Annotated in this window: 14 protein-coding genes; 6 read left to right on the forward strand and 8 right to left on the reverse strand. The window is 74.1% G+C overall.

Annotated features, from left to right (window positions below):
• Positions 1-662: 662 nt before the first annotated feature.
• The gene (locus ACGFI2_RS08515) at positions 663-1,880 is read right to left on the reverse strand and encodes a hypothetical protein (RefSeq protein ID WP_393512722.1); all 1,218 of its coding nucleotides are present in this window, start codon (positions 1,878-1,880) and stop codon (positions 663-665) included.
• A 75-nt stretch (positions 1,881-1,955) separates the two neighbouring features.
• Complete coding sequence (locus ACGFI2_RS08520; protein ID WP_393512725.1) at positions 1,956-2,612, reverse strand: 4'-phosphopantetheinyl transferase; 657 nt, start codon at positions 2,610-2,612, stop codon at positions 1,956-1,958.
• A gap of 117 nt (positions 2,613-2,729) precedes the next feature.
• On the opposite strand from ACGFI2_RS08520, the gene ACGFI2_RS08525 reads away from it, so the two are divergent.
• Positions 2,730-2,999, forward strand: a complete 270-nt coding sequence (locus tag ACGFI2_RS08525) for a hypothetical protein (protein ID WP_393512728.1) — start codon at positions 2,730-2,732, stop codon at positions 2,997-2,999.
• Between the two features lie 87 nt (positions 3,000-3,086).
• Here the strand turns inward: ACGFI2_RS08525 and ACGFI2_RS08530 are convergent, their stop codons facing one another.
• From ACGFI2_RS08530 to ACGFI2_RS08540, 3 genes are all read right to left on the reverse strand, one after another.
• Positions 3,087-3,860: a peptidase gene (locus ACGFI2_RS08530; RefSeq protein ID WP_393512731.1), complete on the reverse strand. Its 774-nt coding sequence runs from the start codon at positions 3,858-3,860 to the stop codon at positions 3,087-3,089.
• A 2-nt stretch (positions 3,861-3,862) separates the two neighbouring features.
• On the reverse strand, positions 3,863-5,152 hold the full coding sequence (locus tag ACGFI2_RS08535; RefSeq protein WP_393512734.1) for a VWA domain-containing protein: 1,290 nt from the start codon (positions 5,150-5,152) through the stop codon (positions 3,863-3,865).
• Positions 5,153-5,530: 378 nt separating this feature from the next.
• On the reverse strand, positions 5,531-7,222 hold the full coding sequence (locus ACGFI2_RS08540) for a dolichyl-phosphate-mannose--protein mannosyltransferase (RefSeq protein WP_393512737.1): 1,692 nt from the start codon (positions 7,220-7,222) through the stop codon (positions 5,531-5,533).
• Between the two features lie 93 nt (positions 7,223-7,315).
• Between ACGFI2_RS08540 and rsmI the strand changes: the two genes are divergently transcribed.
• The gene (rsmI, locus tag ACGFI2_RS08545; protein WP_393512740.1) at positions 7,316-8,155 is read left to right on the forward strand and encodes a 16S rRNA (cytidine(1402)-2'-O)-methyltransferase; all 840 of its coding nucleotides are present in this window, start codon (positions 7,316-7,318) and stop codon (positions 8,153-8,155) included.
• Between the two features lie 69 nt (positions 8,156-8,224).
• On the opposite strand, the gene ACGFI2_RS08550 is transcribed toward rsmI, so the two are convergent.
• The gene (locus tag ACGFI2_RS08550; protein WP_393512743.1) at positions 8,225-9,058 is read right to left on the reverse strand and encodes a hypothetical protein; all 834 of its coding nucleotides are present in this window, start codon (positions 9,056-9,058) and stop codon (positions 8,225-8,227) included.
• Between the two features lie 127 nt (positions 9,059-9,185).
• Between ACGFI2_RS08550 and metG the strand changes: the two genes are divergently transcribed.
• Positions 9,186-10,988, forward strand: a complete 1,803-nt coding sequence (metG, locus tag ACGFI2_RS08555) for a methionine--tRNA ligase (protein WP_393512746.1) — start codon at positions 9,186-9,188, stop codon at positions 10,986-10,988.
• Positions 10,989-11,042: 54 nt separating this feature from the next.
• On the opposite strand, the gene ACGFI2_RS08560 is transcribed toward metG, so the two are convergent.
• Both ACGFI2_RS08560 and ACGFI2_RS08565 read right to left on the reverse strand, forming a co-directional pair.
• Positions 11,043-11,894 (reverse strand): alpha/beta fold hydrolase, encoded by an 852-nt coding sequence (locus ACGFI2_RS08560; protein ID WP_393512749.1) that lies wholly within the window; start codon positions 11,892-11,894, stop codon positions 11,043-11,045.
• A gap of 59 nt (positions 11,895-11,953) precedes the next feature.
• On the reverse strand, positions 11,954-13,198 hold the full coding sequence (locus tag ACGFI2_RS08565; RefSeq protein ID WP_393512752.1) for a hypothetical protein: 1,245 nt from the start codon (positions 13,196-13,198) through the stop codon (positions 11,954-11,956).
• An 81-nt stretch (positions 13,199-13,279) separates the two neighbouring features.
• Here ACGFI2_RS08565 and ACGFI2_RS08570 point away from each other — a divergent pair, with 81 nt between their 5' ends.
• The 3 genes from ACGFI2_RS08570 (at position 13,280) to ACGFI2_RS08580 (ending at position 16,173) form a co-directional block, all read left to right on the forward strand.
• A complete protein-coding gene (locus ACGFI2_RS08570) occupies positions 13,280-14,185 on the forward strand; it encodes a TatD family hydrolase (RefSeq protein WP_393513150.1) in 906 nt (301 codons plus the stop codon).
• An 80-nt stretch (positions 14,186-14,265) separates the two neighbouring features.
• Positions 14,266-15,135, forward strand: a complete 870-nt coding sequence (gene rsmA, locus ACGFI2_RS08575) for a 16S rRNA (adenine(1518)-N(6)/adenine(1519)-N(6))-dimethyltransferase RsmA (RefSeq protein ID WP_393512755.1) — start codon at positions 14,266-14,268, stop codon at positions 15,133-15,135.
• Positions 15,136-15,219: 84 nt separating this feature from the next.
• Positions 15,220-16,173 carry a 4-(cytidine 5'-diphospho)-2-C-methyl-D-erythritol kinase gene (locus tag ACGFI2_RS08580; protein WP_393512758.1) on the forward strand — a complete coding sequence of 318 codons (954 nt, stop codon included), beginning with the start codon at positions 15,220-15,222 and terminating at the stop codon, positions 16,171-16,173.
• Positions 16,174-16,219: the final 46 nt, after the last annotated feature.

Here is a 16,219-nt window from a genome sequence, read left to right on the forward strand (position 1 = left end):
GCCGATAGAGAGTCGGCGCCACCTCGACGGCGTCGGGATCGGGTACGCCGGCCCCGCACCGAACGGGACGGTTGCCGGGTGGTGCGGTGATGGGTGCGTCACGCGCTTCAGTCTGCTTGCGTTCTCAACAGTCGCCAGCGGTCAACCGGAGCGCTCCGTGTCGACAGTTCGACAACCAGTCACGACGAAGGTGGCGGGATTCGGACCGACCGACGAAACCCCATGCTGCCCGGGCGATCCAGGGCACCGGTTCGGCCCCAACCCCGACGGCCGGCAGTTGGGCGGATGCCCACCCGATCGGCCACCCGGCACGGCCCCCCGCCGCCAGGGCGCGCGTTGGAGATCTTGGTACCTTCCGGCCCTTCCGGGGGCCGTTCCGTACCAAGATCGGCGGGAGGTGGCGGGATTCAGCCGGTGGGGGGTTGCGGCAGGTCTGCCGGTACGTCACCTGGAAGCCGAGGGCCTGGTAGAACGGCGCCACGTCGTCGAGAAGCCGGCAGGGCAGCAGCGGGATGGTGGTCTCGTTCGCCATCGTTCGAGCCTGCCGACCGGTGGGCGGCACGCGCACATGGAAAGGCCCGAACGGCTCGACGGTACCGCCCGAACGGCGAGCGGGCCGGTCCCGCTCGGGACCGGCCCGCTCGTGCGGGGTCGCGCGGGGGTCAGGGCTTCCAGGACCCGGCGGTACGCAGGTGGTGCTCGTACTCCACGACGCCGCTCTTGTCCTTGACGTCGAAGATGAGCTGGCCGCTGCGCTTGGAACCGACGGGCAGGTTGTTGCCCGAGGTCATCAGCTTGCCGCAGCCGGAGAAGGCGCCGCCGATGCCGCTCTCCTCGGTGCCGTCCGATCCCTTCCAGGTGAAGAAGAACGGATTGATCGAGCCGGTGCCCTTGGTGACCTCGGCGGTCACGTCGCCGATCAGGAACATGCCGTTCTTCGGGCCGGGCATGAACTCCCGACAGGCGGCGTCCTTCGTCCGGAAGTTGCCGACCGTGATCTCGACGGTGCCCTCGTCGTCGTTGACGATCAGCTTGTCGCCGGCCGGGATGTTGAAGGTCTCGTTGTCGGTCGTGCCGGGCTGCGGCGTGGTGGAGGGGTCGCCGGTGGGCGGGGCGTCGACCGGGTTGCTGTAGGTGATGCCCGGGGTGGGGAGGCTGTCGATCGCCTCCTGGGTCTTCTTCGCCCCGCTGTAGATGGCGAAGATGCCGCCGCCGCAGCAGAGCAGCAGCAGGACCGCCGCCACGATGCCGATCGTGATCCAGACGTTCTTGTTGGACTTCTTGGCCGGCGGCCCGAACGGCTGTCCCGGCGGCGGGGGCGGGTACGGCCCGGTCGGGTACGCCTCGCCCGGCGGGTACTGCCCGGACGGCGGATAGGGCGCGCCCGAGGTGGGCGGGTACGGCGGCTGCGCGCCGCCGGGCGGCGGGTAGCCGCCGGCCTGCGCCCCGCCCGGAGGCGGGTAGCCACCCGCCTGCGGGTACGCGTCACCGGGCGTCGGATAGGCGCCGCCCGGGGGCGGGTAGCCACCGGCCTGCGGGTACTCGCCACCCGGCTGTGGGTGGGCGCTACCCGGCGGCGGATACGGCGCGCCCGAGGTGGGCGGCGCGGGCGGGAACGCCTGGGTCGGCGGCGCGGGTGGGAACGCCTCGGTGGGCGGCGCGGGCGGGAACGCCTCGGTCGGCGGCGCCGGGTAGGGCGCGCCCGAGGTGGGCTGCTGCGGGGCGCCGGAGGTCGGCTGCTGCGACGCGTCCCGGGCGGGGGGCGCCCAGGGGCTGCCGGACGCCGGCGGCATCGGCGCGGTGGGGAACGCCTCTGTCGGCGGTTCCTGCGGCTGCTGGTTCGGGTCCTGCGACCCGGACGGAGGCTGAGGGTGGCTCACCGTACTCCTTGGGCACCTTCGGGATTTTCAGTCGGAACGACGGTACAAGCCTGGGGCAACCCGGCCGTCAGGCCCTCACCGGTGTGCCAGGACGGCGGCCGTACGCACCAGACCGTCGTCCACCGCGAACCGTCCGGTCATCGACGACGGCGGGTCGGACACCGGAGCGGCGGCGAGCCGGGCCGGCGAGATCTCCGCGTGGAACGTCCCCGCGTCGGGGTCGAGCGTGACCCGGGCGTCCGGGAAGCCCAGCCAGGTGCCGACGAGCGGGTACCAGACCTTGTAGACGGTCTCCTTGGCGCTGAACAGCACGGTCGACCAGGGTGGACCGGCGGGCAGCCGGGCCAGGTCCGCCTCCTCGTCGGGGCGGCAGACCTTCCGGCGTACCCCCGCGGAGAGCGGGCGGTGCCGCTCGGCGTCGATGCCGACCGCGCGTAGGTCGGCGGCGCGGGCGACGGCGGCCGCGCAGTAGCCGTCGGTGTGGGTGATCGCCCCGACCACGCCGGCCGGCCAGACCGGGGCGCGGTCGGCGCCGGCGGGCACCGGCGTGACCGGCCGGCCGAGCGCGGCGAGCGCCCGGTGGGCACACACCCGGCCGGCGGTGAAGTCGCGCCGGCGGCTCGGCACCGCACGGTCGCCCAGGGCGGCGCGCTCGGCCGGCAGCAGTTCGCCGGACCAGTCGGTCGGGCCCGCCACCGCCACGGCGACGGCGGGCGGCAACAGGTCACGCACGAGCGTCGGTGGGTGACGGGAACACGCGGTGACCGTACCGTAACGCCGGAGCGCGCTGTGGCGCTGAAGGAACGTTGCGGGGGGAGGCAGCGTCGACATCCATGGAAGGAGTGGCCGATGACCCCCGGTGTGGAGGCGTCGGAACCACGGTCCGGCGAACACGTCCCCGTGACGCCCGACTGGACCTGCGGCTCGTGCGGCGACGACTGGCCCTGTGCCACGAAACGCCGGCATCTGCTGATCGAGTACCAGGTGGACCGGGCGTCGTTGAGCGTCTATCTCGGTTCCTGCCTGGCGGCCGCCACGCACGACCTGCGTTCCGCGCCGGTCACCGCGTTGCAGGACCGGTTCATCGGCTGGGTGCCTCGCGGTCCGCGTCCGGTCTGACGGCCGGCGCTTCCGGTGGCCGCCGCGTCGGGTTCACGGCGGCCACCGGTTGCGGTCTCAGCGGCGGCGGAGCCACCGGTTGCGGTTTCAGCGGCGGCGGGGCCGCCGGGTGAGGGCGAAGCCGGCGACGCCGGCCACGGCGGCGAGCACGCCGCCCACGCTGGTCCAGACCCAGCGCGAACCGGCCTCGGGCAGCCAGCCGGTCAGGTCGGTCTCCTCCTCGGCGACCGGTTCGGGCGTCGGCTCGGCGGCCAGCACCGTCCCGGCCCGCGTGTTCGGCACCAGCGGCGCCGCCAGCTCGCCGTCGTCGCCGGACGCGCCACCTCCGTCGGCGGCGCCCACCACCAGGTCCACCTCGATCGGCGCGCCCAGGTCGGGCTCGGGCAGGTCGGTGACGGAGAGCCGGACGTAGTAGGCGCCGGGCAGCGGGTCACCCGACCACGGCTCGGCCCACGGCCGCACCCGGCGCAGCGTGCACCCGAGGGTCACGCTGGTGGCGGCCGGCTCCGCGGTGGGCGTCTGCGCGCCGGCCGTGCAGGCCTGCCGGCGGCGCAGCCCGTCGAAGACGTCGACGGTCCAGGTGGACGCGCCGGTCCGCGGCTTCGGGAAGGTGACCGTGACGCCGACCTCGTGCACCTGCCCGGCATCGGCCCGGAACGACCAGTAGAGGTGGTCACCGGTCGAGGCGCCCACCCGTACCGGCTGGCCGGCGGTGATGGTGGTGGCGGTGAGGAACGAGGTGCCGGCCTTGGCCACGGTGGTCGCGCCCGGCGACGGGCTCGGTGCGGCGAGGGCCGCGGCGGGGGTGAGGGCGAGGCCGGTGGCGGCCGTCGCCGCCGCGAAGCACATCAGGGTACGCATCCTCAGTTCTCCCTCCAGGTGGCGACCCACCAGCGGGTGAGCAGCCCGGCGACCAGCCCGGTGACGAGGCCGGCCAGGGTGAGTAGGAGCAGCAGGGCCCAGCCGCGGCCGAGGTCCGGCCCGTCCGGGGCGGGGGAGGCGTCGACCACGTCCACGGTCAGCTCCACCGGCATGCCCGGCTCGGCCCGGGTGCCGGGGCGCGCCGCGAACGAGTTGCTGACCACCAGGCAGACGGTCCGGGCGGCCTGCGTACCGCTGGGGGTCGGCTCGGGGCCGGCCGCCTCCTCCTCCTCGGCGGCCGACCAGCGCAGGCCGGCCGAGACCACGTCGGTGCGCCCGCTGCCGGCGTCGACGCCGCGGACCAGTTCCCGCCCGTCCGGCGCGGTGGCGCGCAGCAGCACGCCGTAGTCGGGGTTGACCGGCCGGTCCAACGCGACGCTCACCGACGCGCGCAGCTCCTGCCCCGGGCGCACCGGCACCCGGTACCAGCGGTGCTCGGAGAAGGTCTCCCGGTCGGCGTAGACGCCGGGCGCGAGCAACGGGGCGCCGGCGCAGGCCGCCGTGCCGCCGACCACCGCCGGGGCGGCGGTGTACGTGTCGCGGGCCCGATCCACCAGCTGCTTGATCCGGCCGGTCAGCTCGTCGGCGCTCTGCGCCGCGGTGTAGGTGCCGCCGGTGGCCCCGGCGATGCAGAGCAACTGCCGGCGCACCTTCGCGTCGGGGGCGAGGCCGAGCGTGTCGACGACCAGCCGGGTGCCCTGTGCGGCAAGTTCGCGGGCCACCTCGCACGGGTCGGGCGGGGCGCAGGTGTCCTCACCGTCGGTGATCAGCACGATCCGGCGGGCGGTGCTGCCGGTGCCCAGGTCCTGCGCGGCGGAACGCAGCGCCAACCCGACCGGGGTGAAACCGGTCGGGCGCAGTCCGGCGACGGCGGCCTTGGCCTGGGTCCGGTCCACCGGCCCGACCGGGACGATCTGCTGGGTGTCCAGGCAGCCCTGCTTCTTGTCCTTGCCCCGGTAGGTGGCGCCGAGCACGCGGATGCCGAGCTGTGTCTCGTCCGGCAGGCCGTCGACCACCTCGTTGAACGCCTGCTGCGCGACGGAGATCCGGCTGCGCCCGTCGATGTCGCGGGCCCGCATCGAGCCACTGACGTCGAGGACCAGCTCGACCTTGGGTGGTTCGGTGGCAGGTTCGGTGGTCTCGTCGTCGGCCCCGGCGGGGCTGGGACCGATCAGCGCGGTCGCCGCCAGCAGCCCGAGCAGGACAGCCGTCGATCGTCTCTTGTTGATCACCGGGCGAAGTGTAGTGAGATCCACTTTGGAAGATCATCCGGGTCCGGGGGCGCCCGGCGCGCCGCTGGTGGGATCCGGCCGGCGATGGTGCCGAACTCGTTATGTTCCAGCGAGATGACCCACTGTTAAATGCCCGATGTAAACCTTTCGGGGGGTGGCGCGTCGGTCGGAAATCTGACCCGGCCGCACCCGTTGTGCGGCTGGCGCACTGTGGTTAAGCTCTGTCTTGCACGCCCCAATCGCCCGCTTCCCCCGTGGCAGGCGATCGGGGCGTGCTTTTTCGTACCCCCGAGCGGCTGGCACGGTCGGCGTGGTGATCGCAACCGAATTACGGCCCGGTGGGGTGCTCCCACCGGGCCGTCGCGCGCCCGCCCGCGCTCAGATCCAGCGACCGTCCAGCCACATCCGGGCGGACCAGTCCGCGTACGGCAGGATCTTCCCCACGAAGATCGGATAGAAGTAGCCGAAGCAGAGCGCCACCAGCAGCACGTAGGCGCCCGCGATGATGCCGCCGACCAGGCGACGGTCGTTGACCTGCTCGGCGCTGGGCGGCGCGGCCGTCGGAGTGACCGGCGCGGGGGTGACGATCGCGCCGAGCACGTACACCACCGCGAGCACCAGGAACGGCACCGCCGGCGCGGCGTAGAAGGAGAACATCGTCCGGCCGTCGAGGGCGAACCAGAACCAGGGCAGCAGGCCGGCGGCGGCGCTGAGCAGGATCGCCCCGGCCCGCCAGTCCCGCCGGGCCAGGCCCAGCCAGGCGGTCGCGGCCAGCGCCGGCAGGAACGACCACCACAGCAGCGGGGTGCCCAGGAGCAGCACCTCGGAGGCGCAACTCGGCGCGCCGCAGCCGCCGTCACCGGACCAGGCGAACGCCACCGGCCGGCCCAGCAGCAGCCACTGCCACGGCCAGGACTGGTATTTGTGCGGGTCGTCGAGCTGGGCGTGGAAGCCGTACGCCGCCTTGTGGTATTCCCACAGGTTGATCAGCGGGCCGATGAACGGCCTGTCGCTCAGCCCCGGGACGTTCGGGTAGCGGCTGGCCAGGCGGTAGTAGCCCTCGTCGCTCAGCAGCCAGCCCGACCAGGTGGCCACGTAGGCGACCACCATCAGCACGCCGGCCGCGAGCAGCCAGGGCAGCTCGTCGAGCACCGCGTCGCGCCACGGGCGGCGGACCCCGGCCGAGCGGCGGACGCCGACCTCCCAGAGCAGCACCAGCAGCGCGAACGCCGGCACGAAGTAGAGCCCGCTCCACTTCACCGAGCAGGCGCACCCGAGCAGCACCCCGGCGGCCAGCCGCCACCACGGCCAGTTCCGCCAGCCCGACGCCGGCCGGCCGGCACGCCCCGGCGCCGCCGGGTCGAGCCCGTCCGCCAACGCCCGGGCCCAGCGTCGCCGCCGGGCGTCCCGGTCGAGCACCAGCGCGCCGAACGCGGCCAGCACGAACAGCAGCAGGAAGATGTCGAGGATCGCCGTGCGGGACAGCACCAGGTGGAAACCGTCCAGCGCGAGCAGCAGGCCGGCCGCGCAGCCCAGCGTGGTGGAGCGGAACATCCGCCGGCCGATGCGCACCAGCAGCAGCACCGACAGCGTGCCGCAGACCGCCGCGGCGAAGCGCCAGCCGAACTCCGGCGCGGTGGTCATCAGGTGCCCGGGCACCGAGACGTTGCTCTCGGCGTCCTGGTAGCCGAAGGCCCACTCGCCGATCCCGATCAGCCACTTGCCCAGCGGCGGGTGGACCACGTACGACGGGCCGTTGTCCTTGTAGTTCCACTCGACGCCGCGGTCGATCAGCCCGTAGGCGTCCTTGGCGTAGTAGGTCTCGTCGAAGATCTTGCCGGACGGATGACTGAGCCCGACGAAGCGCAGGATCGCGGCGATCGCCACCACCACGGCGGTGGCCAGCCACGCCTGCCCCCGGCCGAGGCGGTCGTCGACGGTGGCGAGCCGACGCCGGACCGCGGCCGGGATACCACCGCCACCGCCACCGTCGTCGCCACCGTCGTCGCCCGGCGAGCCGGCGGCCCGGTGGGTGGTGGAGGGCTCCTGTGCTGTCGACGCACTCGTCACCCGGCGATCGTAGGCTGCGGGGGTGCCCGGTGGCGTCCATCGTCCCCGAAATTGGTACGACCATCGATAAGAGAGGCGCACGCCGTGGGGGAAATGTCCGAGCTAGGGCGATTGGTGCTGCTCGGTGCGCCGCTGGGCAACCCGGCCGACGCGTCCGCCCGGTTCCGCGAGGTACTCGCCACCGCCGACGTCGTCGCCGCCGAGGACACCCGCCGGCTCACTCGCCTCGCCCGCGACCTCGACGTCACCGTCCCCGGCCGGATCGTCTCCTACTTCGAGGGCAACGAGGAACGGCGTACCCCGGAACTGGCCGAGGTGCTCACCGCGGGCTACACCGTCGCCCTGGTCACCGACGGCGGCATGCCGAGCGTCTCCGACCCCGGCTACCGCCTGGTCCGGGCCGCGCTGGAGGCCGGCGTCCCGGTCACCGCGGCGCCCGGGCCGAGCGCGGTCACCACCGCCCTGGCGCTGTCCGGGCTGCCCTGCGACCGGTTCTGCTTCGAGGGCTTCCTGCCCCGTACCCCCGGCGCCCGCCGCTCCCGCCTGCGCGCGCTGGCCGGCGAGGAGCGCACGCTGGTGATTTTCGAGGCGACACACCGGATCGGCGGGGCGCTGGCCGACCTGGCCGAGGCGTTCGGCCCGGACCGGCCCGCCGCGCTCTGTCGCGAGCTGACCAAGACCTACGAGGAGGTGGTCCGCCGGCCGCTGGGCGAGCTGGCCGGGTGGGCCGCCGAGGGTGACGTGCGCGGCGAGATCACGCTGGTCGTGGCCGGAGCGCCGGCGACGCCCGCGGTGCGCCCGGACGACGACACGCTGCGTGCCGAGGTGGCCGAACGCGAGGCGGCCGGGGCGTCCCGGCGGGACGCGATCACCGAGGTCGCCACCGCGCACGGGCTGCGCCGCCGTGAGGTCTACGCGGTGGTGCACCGCTGAGGTGCAGTCGCTCTCCGAGGGGGCCCCTTCTCTACCGGAAGCGTTGACAGAGGGCCCCTCCTTACCCGCTCACCAGGCGGCGGCGAGGAAGCCAACCGTGATCAGCAGCGGGCCGGCCAGCGCCAGACCCACCGCCCAGCGCCGCTGCCGCTGATCCGCCAGCCGGTTCGCGCCGGTCCACCGGGCGATCCCCGCCGCGCAGCCCGCCACCAGGGTCAGCCCGAGCAGCCAGCGCAGGTGCCGGCCGACGCCCCGGTCCGCGTATGCGGTGGCCCCGTCCGGCCCGGTCATCCGGGCCGGCAGCGTGCTGCCGGTGGCGGTACGCCCCGCGGGCACGCCGCTGACCCGTACCCCCTGGGCCTGGAAGCGGTCGTGCTCGGCCTGGAAGATCCCCCGACAGCGCTGGGCGAGCCCGCCCCCGGCGCACTCGGTGATCATCACGGTGCCGCCTGTGGAATGCCCCACCGCCAGCCAGAACGGGCCCGCGCTCACCCAGGCGAAGAACGCGGCGAGCAGGCTCAACGCCAGCAGCACGGCCAGCCCCGCGGGCGGGTCCGGCGGGTGGACCGGGCGGGCCGTCCGGCGTCGGGCCGGCGCGTCACCGGCGCGAGGGCGCGGCTCGTCGCGCAGCGGCGTGCCGTCCCAGTGCACCTCCTCGATCGGCGCCCAGCCGGCCACCTCGTCGCCGGGCCGGGCCGACCGCCGATGCCAGCGCGGCTGCCGCACCGGCACCCGCCGGGGCACGGCGTCCCGCGGCGCACCGGTGGTCGGCTCCACCTCCACCGGCGGGTCCGCCGGGTCCAACCGGGGCTGCGGAGCGACCGGGGCGCCGGGCGCGGTCCGGGTGGCCCGATCGGCCGCGGACGGCTCGGGTGCCGCTGGTCTGCTGGTCACGACGTTCATTGGACACCGGCTCACTGGGCTCATCGGGCAGCTCAGGCAGCGTGTCGGCGACAAATCGGGCGTTCGGCGGCGGCAGCCGCCCTATTGGTTCGCGGGGCGTCCACGGCACTCACTAGTCTTGACGCTCATGAGTCACGTTCTCGCCGCGGTCGCCTGGCCCTACGCCAACGGCCCGCGCCACATCGGCCACGTATCCGGATTCGGCGTTCCCTCCGACGTCTTCGCCCGGTACATGCGGATGGCCGGTCACGACGTGCTCATGGTCTCGGGCACCGACGAGCACGGCACCCCGATCCAGGTGCAGGCCGACGCCGAGGGGGTCACCCCGCGCGAGCTGGCCGACCGCTACAACCGGGTGATCGCCGAGGACCTTCGGGCGCTGGGCCTGTCGTACGACCTGTTCACCCGCACCACCACCCGCAACCACTACGCGGTGGTGCAGGAGCTGTTCACCGGGCTGCACCGCAACGGCTACATCGTCCCGAAGGTCACCACCGGGGCGATCTCGCCGTCCACCGGCCGCACCCTGCCCGACCGCTACATCGAGGGCACCTGCCCGATCTGCGGCTACGACAGCGCGCGCGGCGACCAGTGCGACAACTGCGGCAACCAGCTCGACCCGATCGACCTGATCGACCCCAAGTCGAAGATCAACGGCGAGACGCCGGAGTTCGTCGAGACCGAGCACTTCTTCCTCGACCTGCCGGCCCTGGCCGACGCGCTGCGGCAGTGGCTGGACAGCCGGGAGGGCTGGCGCCCCAACGTGCTCCGGTTCTCCCGCAACCTGCTCGACGACCTCCAGCCCCGGGCCATCACCCGGGACCTGGAGTGGGGCGTGCCGATCCCCCTCGACGGCTGGCAGGACCGGTCCGACAAACGGATCTACGTCTGGTTCGACGCGGTGATCGGCTACCTGTCCGCCTCGATCGAGTGGGCCCGCCGCACCGGCGACCCGGAGGCCTGGCGCAGGTGGTGGTCGGCGGGCGGGGAGGGGAAGGACGCCCGCGGCTACTACTTCATGGGCAAGGACAACATCGTCTTCCACTCGGTGATCTGGCCGGCGCTGCTCGGCGGCTACTCCGGCGAGGGCGCCCGCGACGGCGAGCCCGGCGAACTGGGCCGGCTCAACCTGCCCACCGAGGTCGTCTCCAGCGAATACCTGACCATGGAGGGGCGGAAGTTCTCCTCCTCCCGCAAGGTGGTCATCTACGTCCGGGACTTCCTCGAACGCTACGACGCCGACGCGCTGCGCTACTTCATCGCGGTCGCCGGCCCGGAGAGCAACGACACCGACTTCACCTGGGCCGAGTTCCTCCGCCGCAACAACGACGAGCTGGTCGCCGGCTGGGGCAACCTGGTCAACCGCTGCGTCTCCATGGCGGCGAAGAACTTCGGCGCCATCCCGCCGGTCGACCCGGCCGGGCTCACCGACGCCGACCGGGCGCTGCTGGACACCGCCACGGCCGGGTTCGCGGTCGTCGGCGACCTGATCGCGCGGCACCGGCAGAAGCAGGCCATCGGCGAGGCGATGAAGGTGGTCGCCGAGGCCAACAAGTACCTGTCCGAGCAGGCGCCGTGGAAGCTCAAGGGCGACGACGACAAGCCGCGGATGGGCACCATCCTGCACGTCGCCCTCCAGGTGGTCAGCGACGCCAACACGCTGCTCACCCCGTTCCTGCCGCACTCCGCCCAGCAGATCCACGAGCTGCTCGGCGGCACCGGCACGCACGCGCCGATGCCGGTGATCGAGGAGGTCGACGACCTCGACGGCGGCCCGGCGTACCCGGTGCTGACCGGTGACTACACGGTCGGCGCGCGCTGGCAGTCCGTACCCCTGGAGGTCGGTCGGCCGCTCGCGGCGCCCAAGCCGGTGTTCCGCAAGCTCGACCCCTCCATCGTCGACGAGGAGCTGGCCCGCCTCGCCGGCTGACCACCGACGCGACGGCGGCCCCGGGGAACCCCCGGGGCCGCTCGTCGTCCCGGGTCAGGCCCGGGCCATCATCGGCTTGCCGATGAACTCCATGATCGCCTTGTTGACCTCGGTCGGATGCGTCCACGGGGTGCCGTGCGGCGCGCCCTTCAGCGTGACCAGCTTGGCGTCGGACAGCATGTTCACCAGCCGCTGACCGGTGACCGGGTACGGCAGCACGTTGTCCTTGTCGCCCTGGATGATCAGCACCGGCACGTCGATGTTCGGCAGGTCGCCGCGGAAGTCGGTCTGCCAGGCATCCACCGAGTCGTGGGTGCCCTTCGCCGACGCCTGCGCGCCGATCTGCCAGTGCGCGTGGTAGGCCTCGTCGCTGACCAGCTTCCCCCGGTTCTCGCTGGCGTTGAAGAACGCGTCGCAGAACTGGGTCAGGTAGGCGAACCGGTCCTGGATGATCGCCTTCTGGAACCCCTCGAACATGCTCTTGTCGACGCCCTCCGGGTCGTCCGGGGCCTTCAGCAGGTACGGCGCCAACGGGGCCATCATGACCGCGCGCTCCACCCGGTCCGACCCGTACGCGCCCAGGTAGCGGGTGACCTCACCGGTACCCATCGAGTGTCCGACCAGGATCGCGTTGCGCAGGTCCAGCTCGGTCATCAACACGTCGAGGTCGGCGGCGAACGTGTCGTAGTCGTAGCCGGAGGCCGGCTGCGCCGAACTGCCGTAACCACGCCGGTCGTACGTGATCACCCGGTAACCGGCGGCGAGCAGCGGACCGCTCATCTTCTCCCAGGTGGCGCCGTTGAACGGGAAACCGTGGATCAGCACGATCGGCTGACCGGAACCGTGATCCTCGTAGTACAGGTCGATGGGTGCGGAGTTCTCCGTACCTACGGTGACGAAAGGCATGTCGGGATTCCCCCTACGCGTGGGTCTCGGACGCCCACGCCTTCCCGACCCGCCGCCGTCTATTCGTTCCGCCGCGGATACGGCAGGTCCACCACCCGGTCGTCGGTCAGCTCGGCGCCCGGCGCCCAGACCTCGTAGACGCCGCGTTCGTGACACTGCGCCCCGGTCAGGGCCACCGTGTCCGGATCCGGGCGGCGCAGCCGCAACCGCAGCCAGCCCGCCTCCTCCCGCAGCACCAGGCAGGGCACCCCGCGCCAGGCGGCCGTCCGCAGCCGGCGGGCCGCGGCCGCCACCGGATACCGGGCCGCCCGGGTCATCGCCAGCACCCGGAAACCGTCGGGCTGGTCGGCCACCGCCTCGTACTCCACCCCGGCGTACACGCCGACGAGCTGGGTGGAGCGCGGCGCGTCGCCGGTCGGCACGTACTCCTGGTCGGCCGAGAGCCCCGGCACCGCCGCCAGCAGGTGCCGCCACTGCGGACCGGCCAGCCGCAACCAGCCGCGCTGCTCCGCCTGATAGGCGTAGAGCACCACCTCCATTCCCTCCGCCGGGTAGGCGAGCAACGTGGCGTTCGCCGGCATCGGCAGGTCGGCGAAGTCCCGGGTGACGAACTCCGGGACGAGTTGGCCGTCGCTCGGCACGAAACCGGTGCCCAGCACCGGCGGCCCGAGCCGGTCCCGGGGCGGCAGGACGGTCAGCCCGCGGTGCGCCGGACCGACCGGCACGTCGTAGTCCGCCGGGTCGGCGGCCCGCCAGCGCAACGCGTACGCCACGTCGCCGCCCTCCGGGTCGCCCCGCAGCACCGCCATCCCGGCCGGCGTACGCAGGTGCGCCACGTCGTGCTCCCGGTAGCAGAAGCCGTGCGGCAGCCAGCCCCGCACGTAGCCGGCGAGCTGCCGGGCGGAGAGCGCCTTCATCATCCGGGTGCCCGGCCGGACCACCGCCGACGCCCGCACCACGGCCAACGTCGGGTCACCCGCCGCCGCCGGCCGCTGGCTGAGCTGGTGCACGTACGCCCAGCCGCGCTCGCGGTGCACCGGCATCAGCAGCGGCGCGTCGGCCTCGTCGGTCGGCTCCGCCGCCCCGTGCACCGCCTCCACCTCGGTGGCGTGCACGAACCTCCGCCACGGGTGACCGGCGCCGGGCCGGGGGCACCACTCGAAGCCGGGCGCCTCGTCGGCGCTGAACAGCTCGTACGCCGCGCCCCGGGCGATCTCCTCGGCCGGGTGCACCCGGCCGTCGTACGTCACGCGCAACCCGGTCCGCTCGGAGGCGGCCCCGCCGGCCTGGTCAGTGACGGTCACCCCGGGACGCTAAGCCGGCCAGATGTGGGGCGTGTGAACGGACGGTGGCGGTCCGGGAACGTGGCCGCCGGCGGGTGTGTGATGCTGGCCGCGATGACCGAGCAGACCGAGACCCGCAAGCAGCGCGCCGCCCGACGGGCCGGCGAGTTCCCGCCCGTCCCCGAGCCGCTGCCGGCGCCCGTGCCGGACAGTCACACCCACCTCGACATCACCGTCGGGGAGTACGGCACGCCACCGGGCGGTCCCGCCGCCGGCGACCCGGTGGCCGCCGCGATCGCCGTCGCCGCCGGGGTCGGCGTGGACCGGCTCGTCCAGGTCGGCGTGGACGTCGAGTCGTCCCGCTGGAGCGCCGACGTCGCCGACCGCTACCCGGCGGTCCTGGCCACCGTGGCGCTGCACCCCAACGAGGCGCCCCGCCTGGCGGACCTGGACGAGGCGCTGCGCGAGATCGAGGCGCTCGCCGGACGGGACCGGGTCCGCGGCATCGGCGAGACCGGCATGGACTTCTTCCGCACCGGCGCCGAGGGGCGGGCCGCGCAGGAGGAGAGCTTCCGGGCGCACGTCGCCATCGCCAAGCGGTACGGCAAGGCGCTTGTCGTCCACGACCGGGACGCCCACGCCGACGTGCTGCGGATCCTCGACGACGAGGGCGCGCCGGACACCGTGGTGATGCACTGCTTCTCCGGCGACGCCGACTTCGCCCGCGAGTGCGTCCGCCGGGGGCATCTGCTGAGCTTCGCCGGCACGGTCACCTTCGGCAGCGCCACCGCGCTGCGGGCGGCCGCCGCCGTCACTCCGCCCGAGCGGATGCTGGTGGAGACCGACGCGCCCTACCTGACGCCGATGCCGCACCGGGGACGACCGAACGCGTCGTACCTGATCCCGCTGACCGTCCGCTTCCTCGCCGACACCACCGGCACCGACCTGGACACCCTCTGCGCCGCGATCTCCACCAACAGTGAGCGTGCCTTCGGCCCGTGGCGTTGAAGAGGGGGCCCCGCCACCACGCCAGGCGTCAACAAGGGGCCCCTCCTTACCGCGATGCGGGGGCGCTTACGCTACGGGGCGTGACTGGACTCCTCGGCCCGGCGGAGATCCGGGAACTCGCCGCGCGGCTCGGCGTCACGCCGACCAAGAAGCTCGGCCAGAACTTCGTGCACGACCCGAACACCGTGCGGCGGATCGTCACCGCCGCCGGGCTCGCCCCGGACGACGTGGCGTTGGAGGTCGGTCCCGGTCTCGGCTCGCTCACCCTGGCGCTGCTGCCGGTCGCCGCGCACGTGCACGCCGTGGAACTCGACCCGGCGCTCGCCGCCGCGCTGCCGGCCACCGCCGAGCGGTTCGCCGGCCCGGACGCCGCCCGGCTCACCGTGCGCAACGCCGACGCGCTGCGGGTCACCGCCGCCGACCTGGCCGCTCCGGCGCCGACCGCGCTGGTGGCGAACCTGCCGTACAACGTGGCCGTGCCGGTGGTGCTGCACCTCCTCGCCGAGCTGCCCACCCTGCGGCACGGCCTGGTGATGGTGCAGAAGGAGGTCGCCGACCGGCTCGTCGCCGGTCCCGGCTCCAAGGTGTACGGCATCCCCTCGGTCAAGCTCGCCTGGTACGCCCGCTCCCGCTCCGCCGGCAAGGTCCCGCCGAACGTCTTCTGGCCGGTGCCGAACGTCGACTCCGGGCTCGTCGCGTTCACCCGCCGCGAGCCGCCCCGCCCCGACGTACCCCGGCGGGCGGTCTTCGCGGTCGTCGACGCCGCGTTCGCGCAGCGCCGCAAGACGCTGCGCGCCGCCCTGGCCGGCTGGGCCGGCGGGCCGGACCGGGCCGCCGCCGCGCTCACCGCCGCCGGCGTGGACCCGGGCGCACGCGGCGAGTCACTCACCGTCGAGCAGTTCGCCGCCATCGCCGCGTCGGCCCCGGACGGCCCCGCCGCCGCCCAGTAGGCTGGCGCCGTTGCCCGACCCCGCCGAGGAGCTGACCGTGCAGAAGCCGTTCGACATCCGCCTGCGTCCGCGGGAGTTCCCCCGGTGACCGAGGCCTGGCGACCGGAGGACGAGGACGGGCAGCGGCGCGGGGCCAGCGGTCCGGTCAAGGTGCGGGTGCCCGCCAAGGTCAACCTGCATCTCGGGGTGGGGCCGCTGCGCCGGGACGGCTACCACGAGCTGAACACCGTCTACCACGCGATCTCCATCTACGACGAGCTGACCGCCCGCCGCGGCGACACGCTCGCCCTCACCATGGAGGGCGAGGGCGCCGGCGAACTGGCCCTCGACGACACCAACCTGGTGCTGCGCGCCGCGCACGCCCTCGCCGGCTACGCCGGGGTCGCCCCGCACGCCCGGCTGCACCTGCGCAAGCACATCCCGCTCGCCGGCGGACTGGCCGGTGGCAGCGCCGACGCGGCCGCCACGCTTGTCGCCTGCGACGCGCTCTGGGGCACCGGCCTGTCCCGCGACGAACTGGCCGGCATCGCCGCCGACCTCGGCTCCGACGTGCCGTTCCTGATCCACGGCGGCACCGCCCTCGGCACCGGCCGGGGCGAGGCGGTCAGCCCGGTGCTCGCCCGCCCCACCTCCTGGCACTGGGTGGTGGCCATCGCCGACAGCGGCCTCTCCACCCCGGCCGCCTACCGGGAGCTGGACCGGCTGCGTGACACCGGGGCCGCCGGCGAGCCGCTGGGCAGCGCCGACGCGCTGCTCGGCGCGCTGCGCCAGCGGGATCCGCGGGTGCTCGCCGCCACGCTCGGCAACGACCTCCAGGACGCCGCGCTGACCATGCGTCCGGCGCTGGCCGGCACGCTCAAGGCCGGCGAGGCCGCCGGCGCGCTCGCCGGCTTCGTCTCCGGCTCCGGACCCACCTGCGTGTTCCTCGCCGCCGACGCCGCCGACGCCGGGCGGATCGCCGACGAGCTGACCGCCGCCGGGGTGTGCCGGGAGGCCCGGGTCGCGCACGGTCCGGTCGCCGGCGCCCGCGTGGTCTGAGGCGCGTCGGCCGGTCCGCGTACCCTTGGGGTTCAGGCGTCCCGGG

The sequence above is a fragment of the Micromonospora sp. NPDC049282 genome, assembly GCF_043197045.1.
In the GTDB taxonomy this organism is placed as follows: Bacteria; Actinomycetota; Actinomycetes; order Mycobacteriales; family Micromonosporaceae; genus Micromonospora.

Coding starts and splice junctions, on each gene's coding strand:
- ACGFI2_RS08525 (WP_393512728.1), top strand. CDS start 2,730: ATGACCCCCGGTGTGGAGGCGTCGGAACCACGGTCCGGCGAACACGTC.
- ACGFI2_RS08530 (WP_393512731.1), bottom strand. CDS start 3,860: ATGCGTACCCTGATGTGCTTCGCGGCGGCGACGGCCGCCACCGGCCTC.
- rsmI (WP_393512740.1), top strand. CDS start 7,316: ATGTCCGAGCTAGGGCGATTGGTGCTGCTCGGTGCGCCGCTGGGCAAC.
- ACGFI2_RS08550 (WP_393512743.1), bottom strand. CDS start 9,058: ATGAACGTCGTGACCAGCAGACCAGCGGCACCCGAGCCGTCCGCGGCC.
- metG (WP_393512746.1), top strand. CDS start 9,186: ATGAGTCACGTTCTCGCCGCGGTCGCCTGGCCCTACGCCAACGGCCCG.
- ACGFI2_RS08560 (WP_393512749.1), bottom strand. CDS start 11,894: ATGCCTTTCGTCACCGTAGGTACGGAGAACTCCGCACCCATCGACCTG.
- ACGFI2_RS08570 (WP_393513150.1), top strand. CDS start 13,280: ATGCTGGCCGCGATGACCGAGCAGACCGAGACCCGCAAGCAGCGCGCC.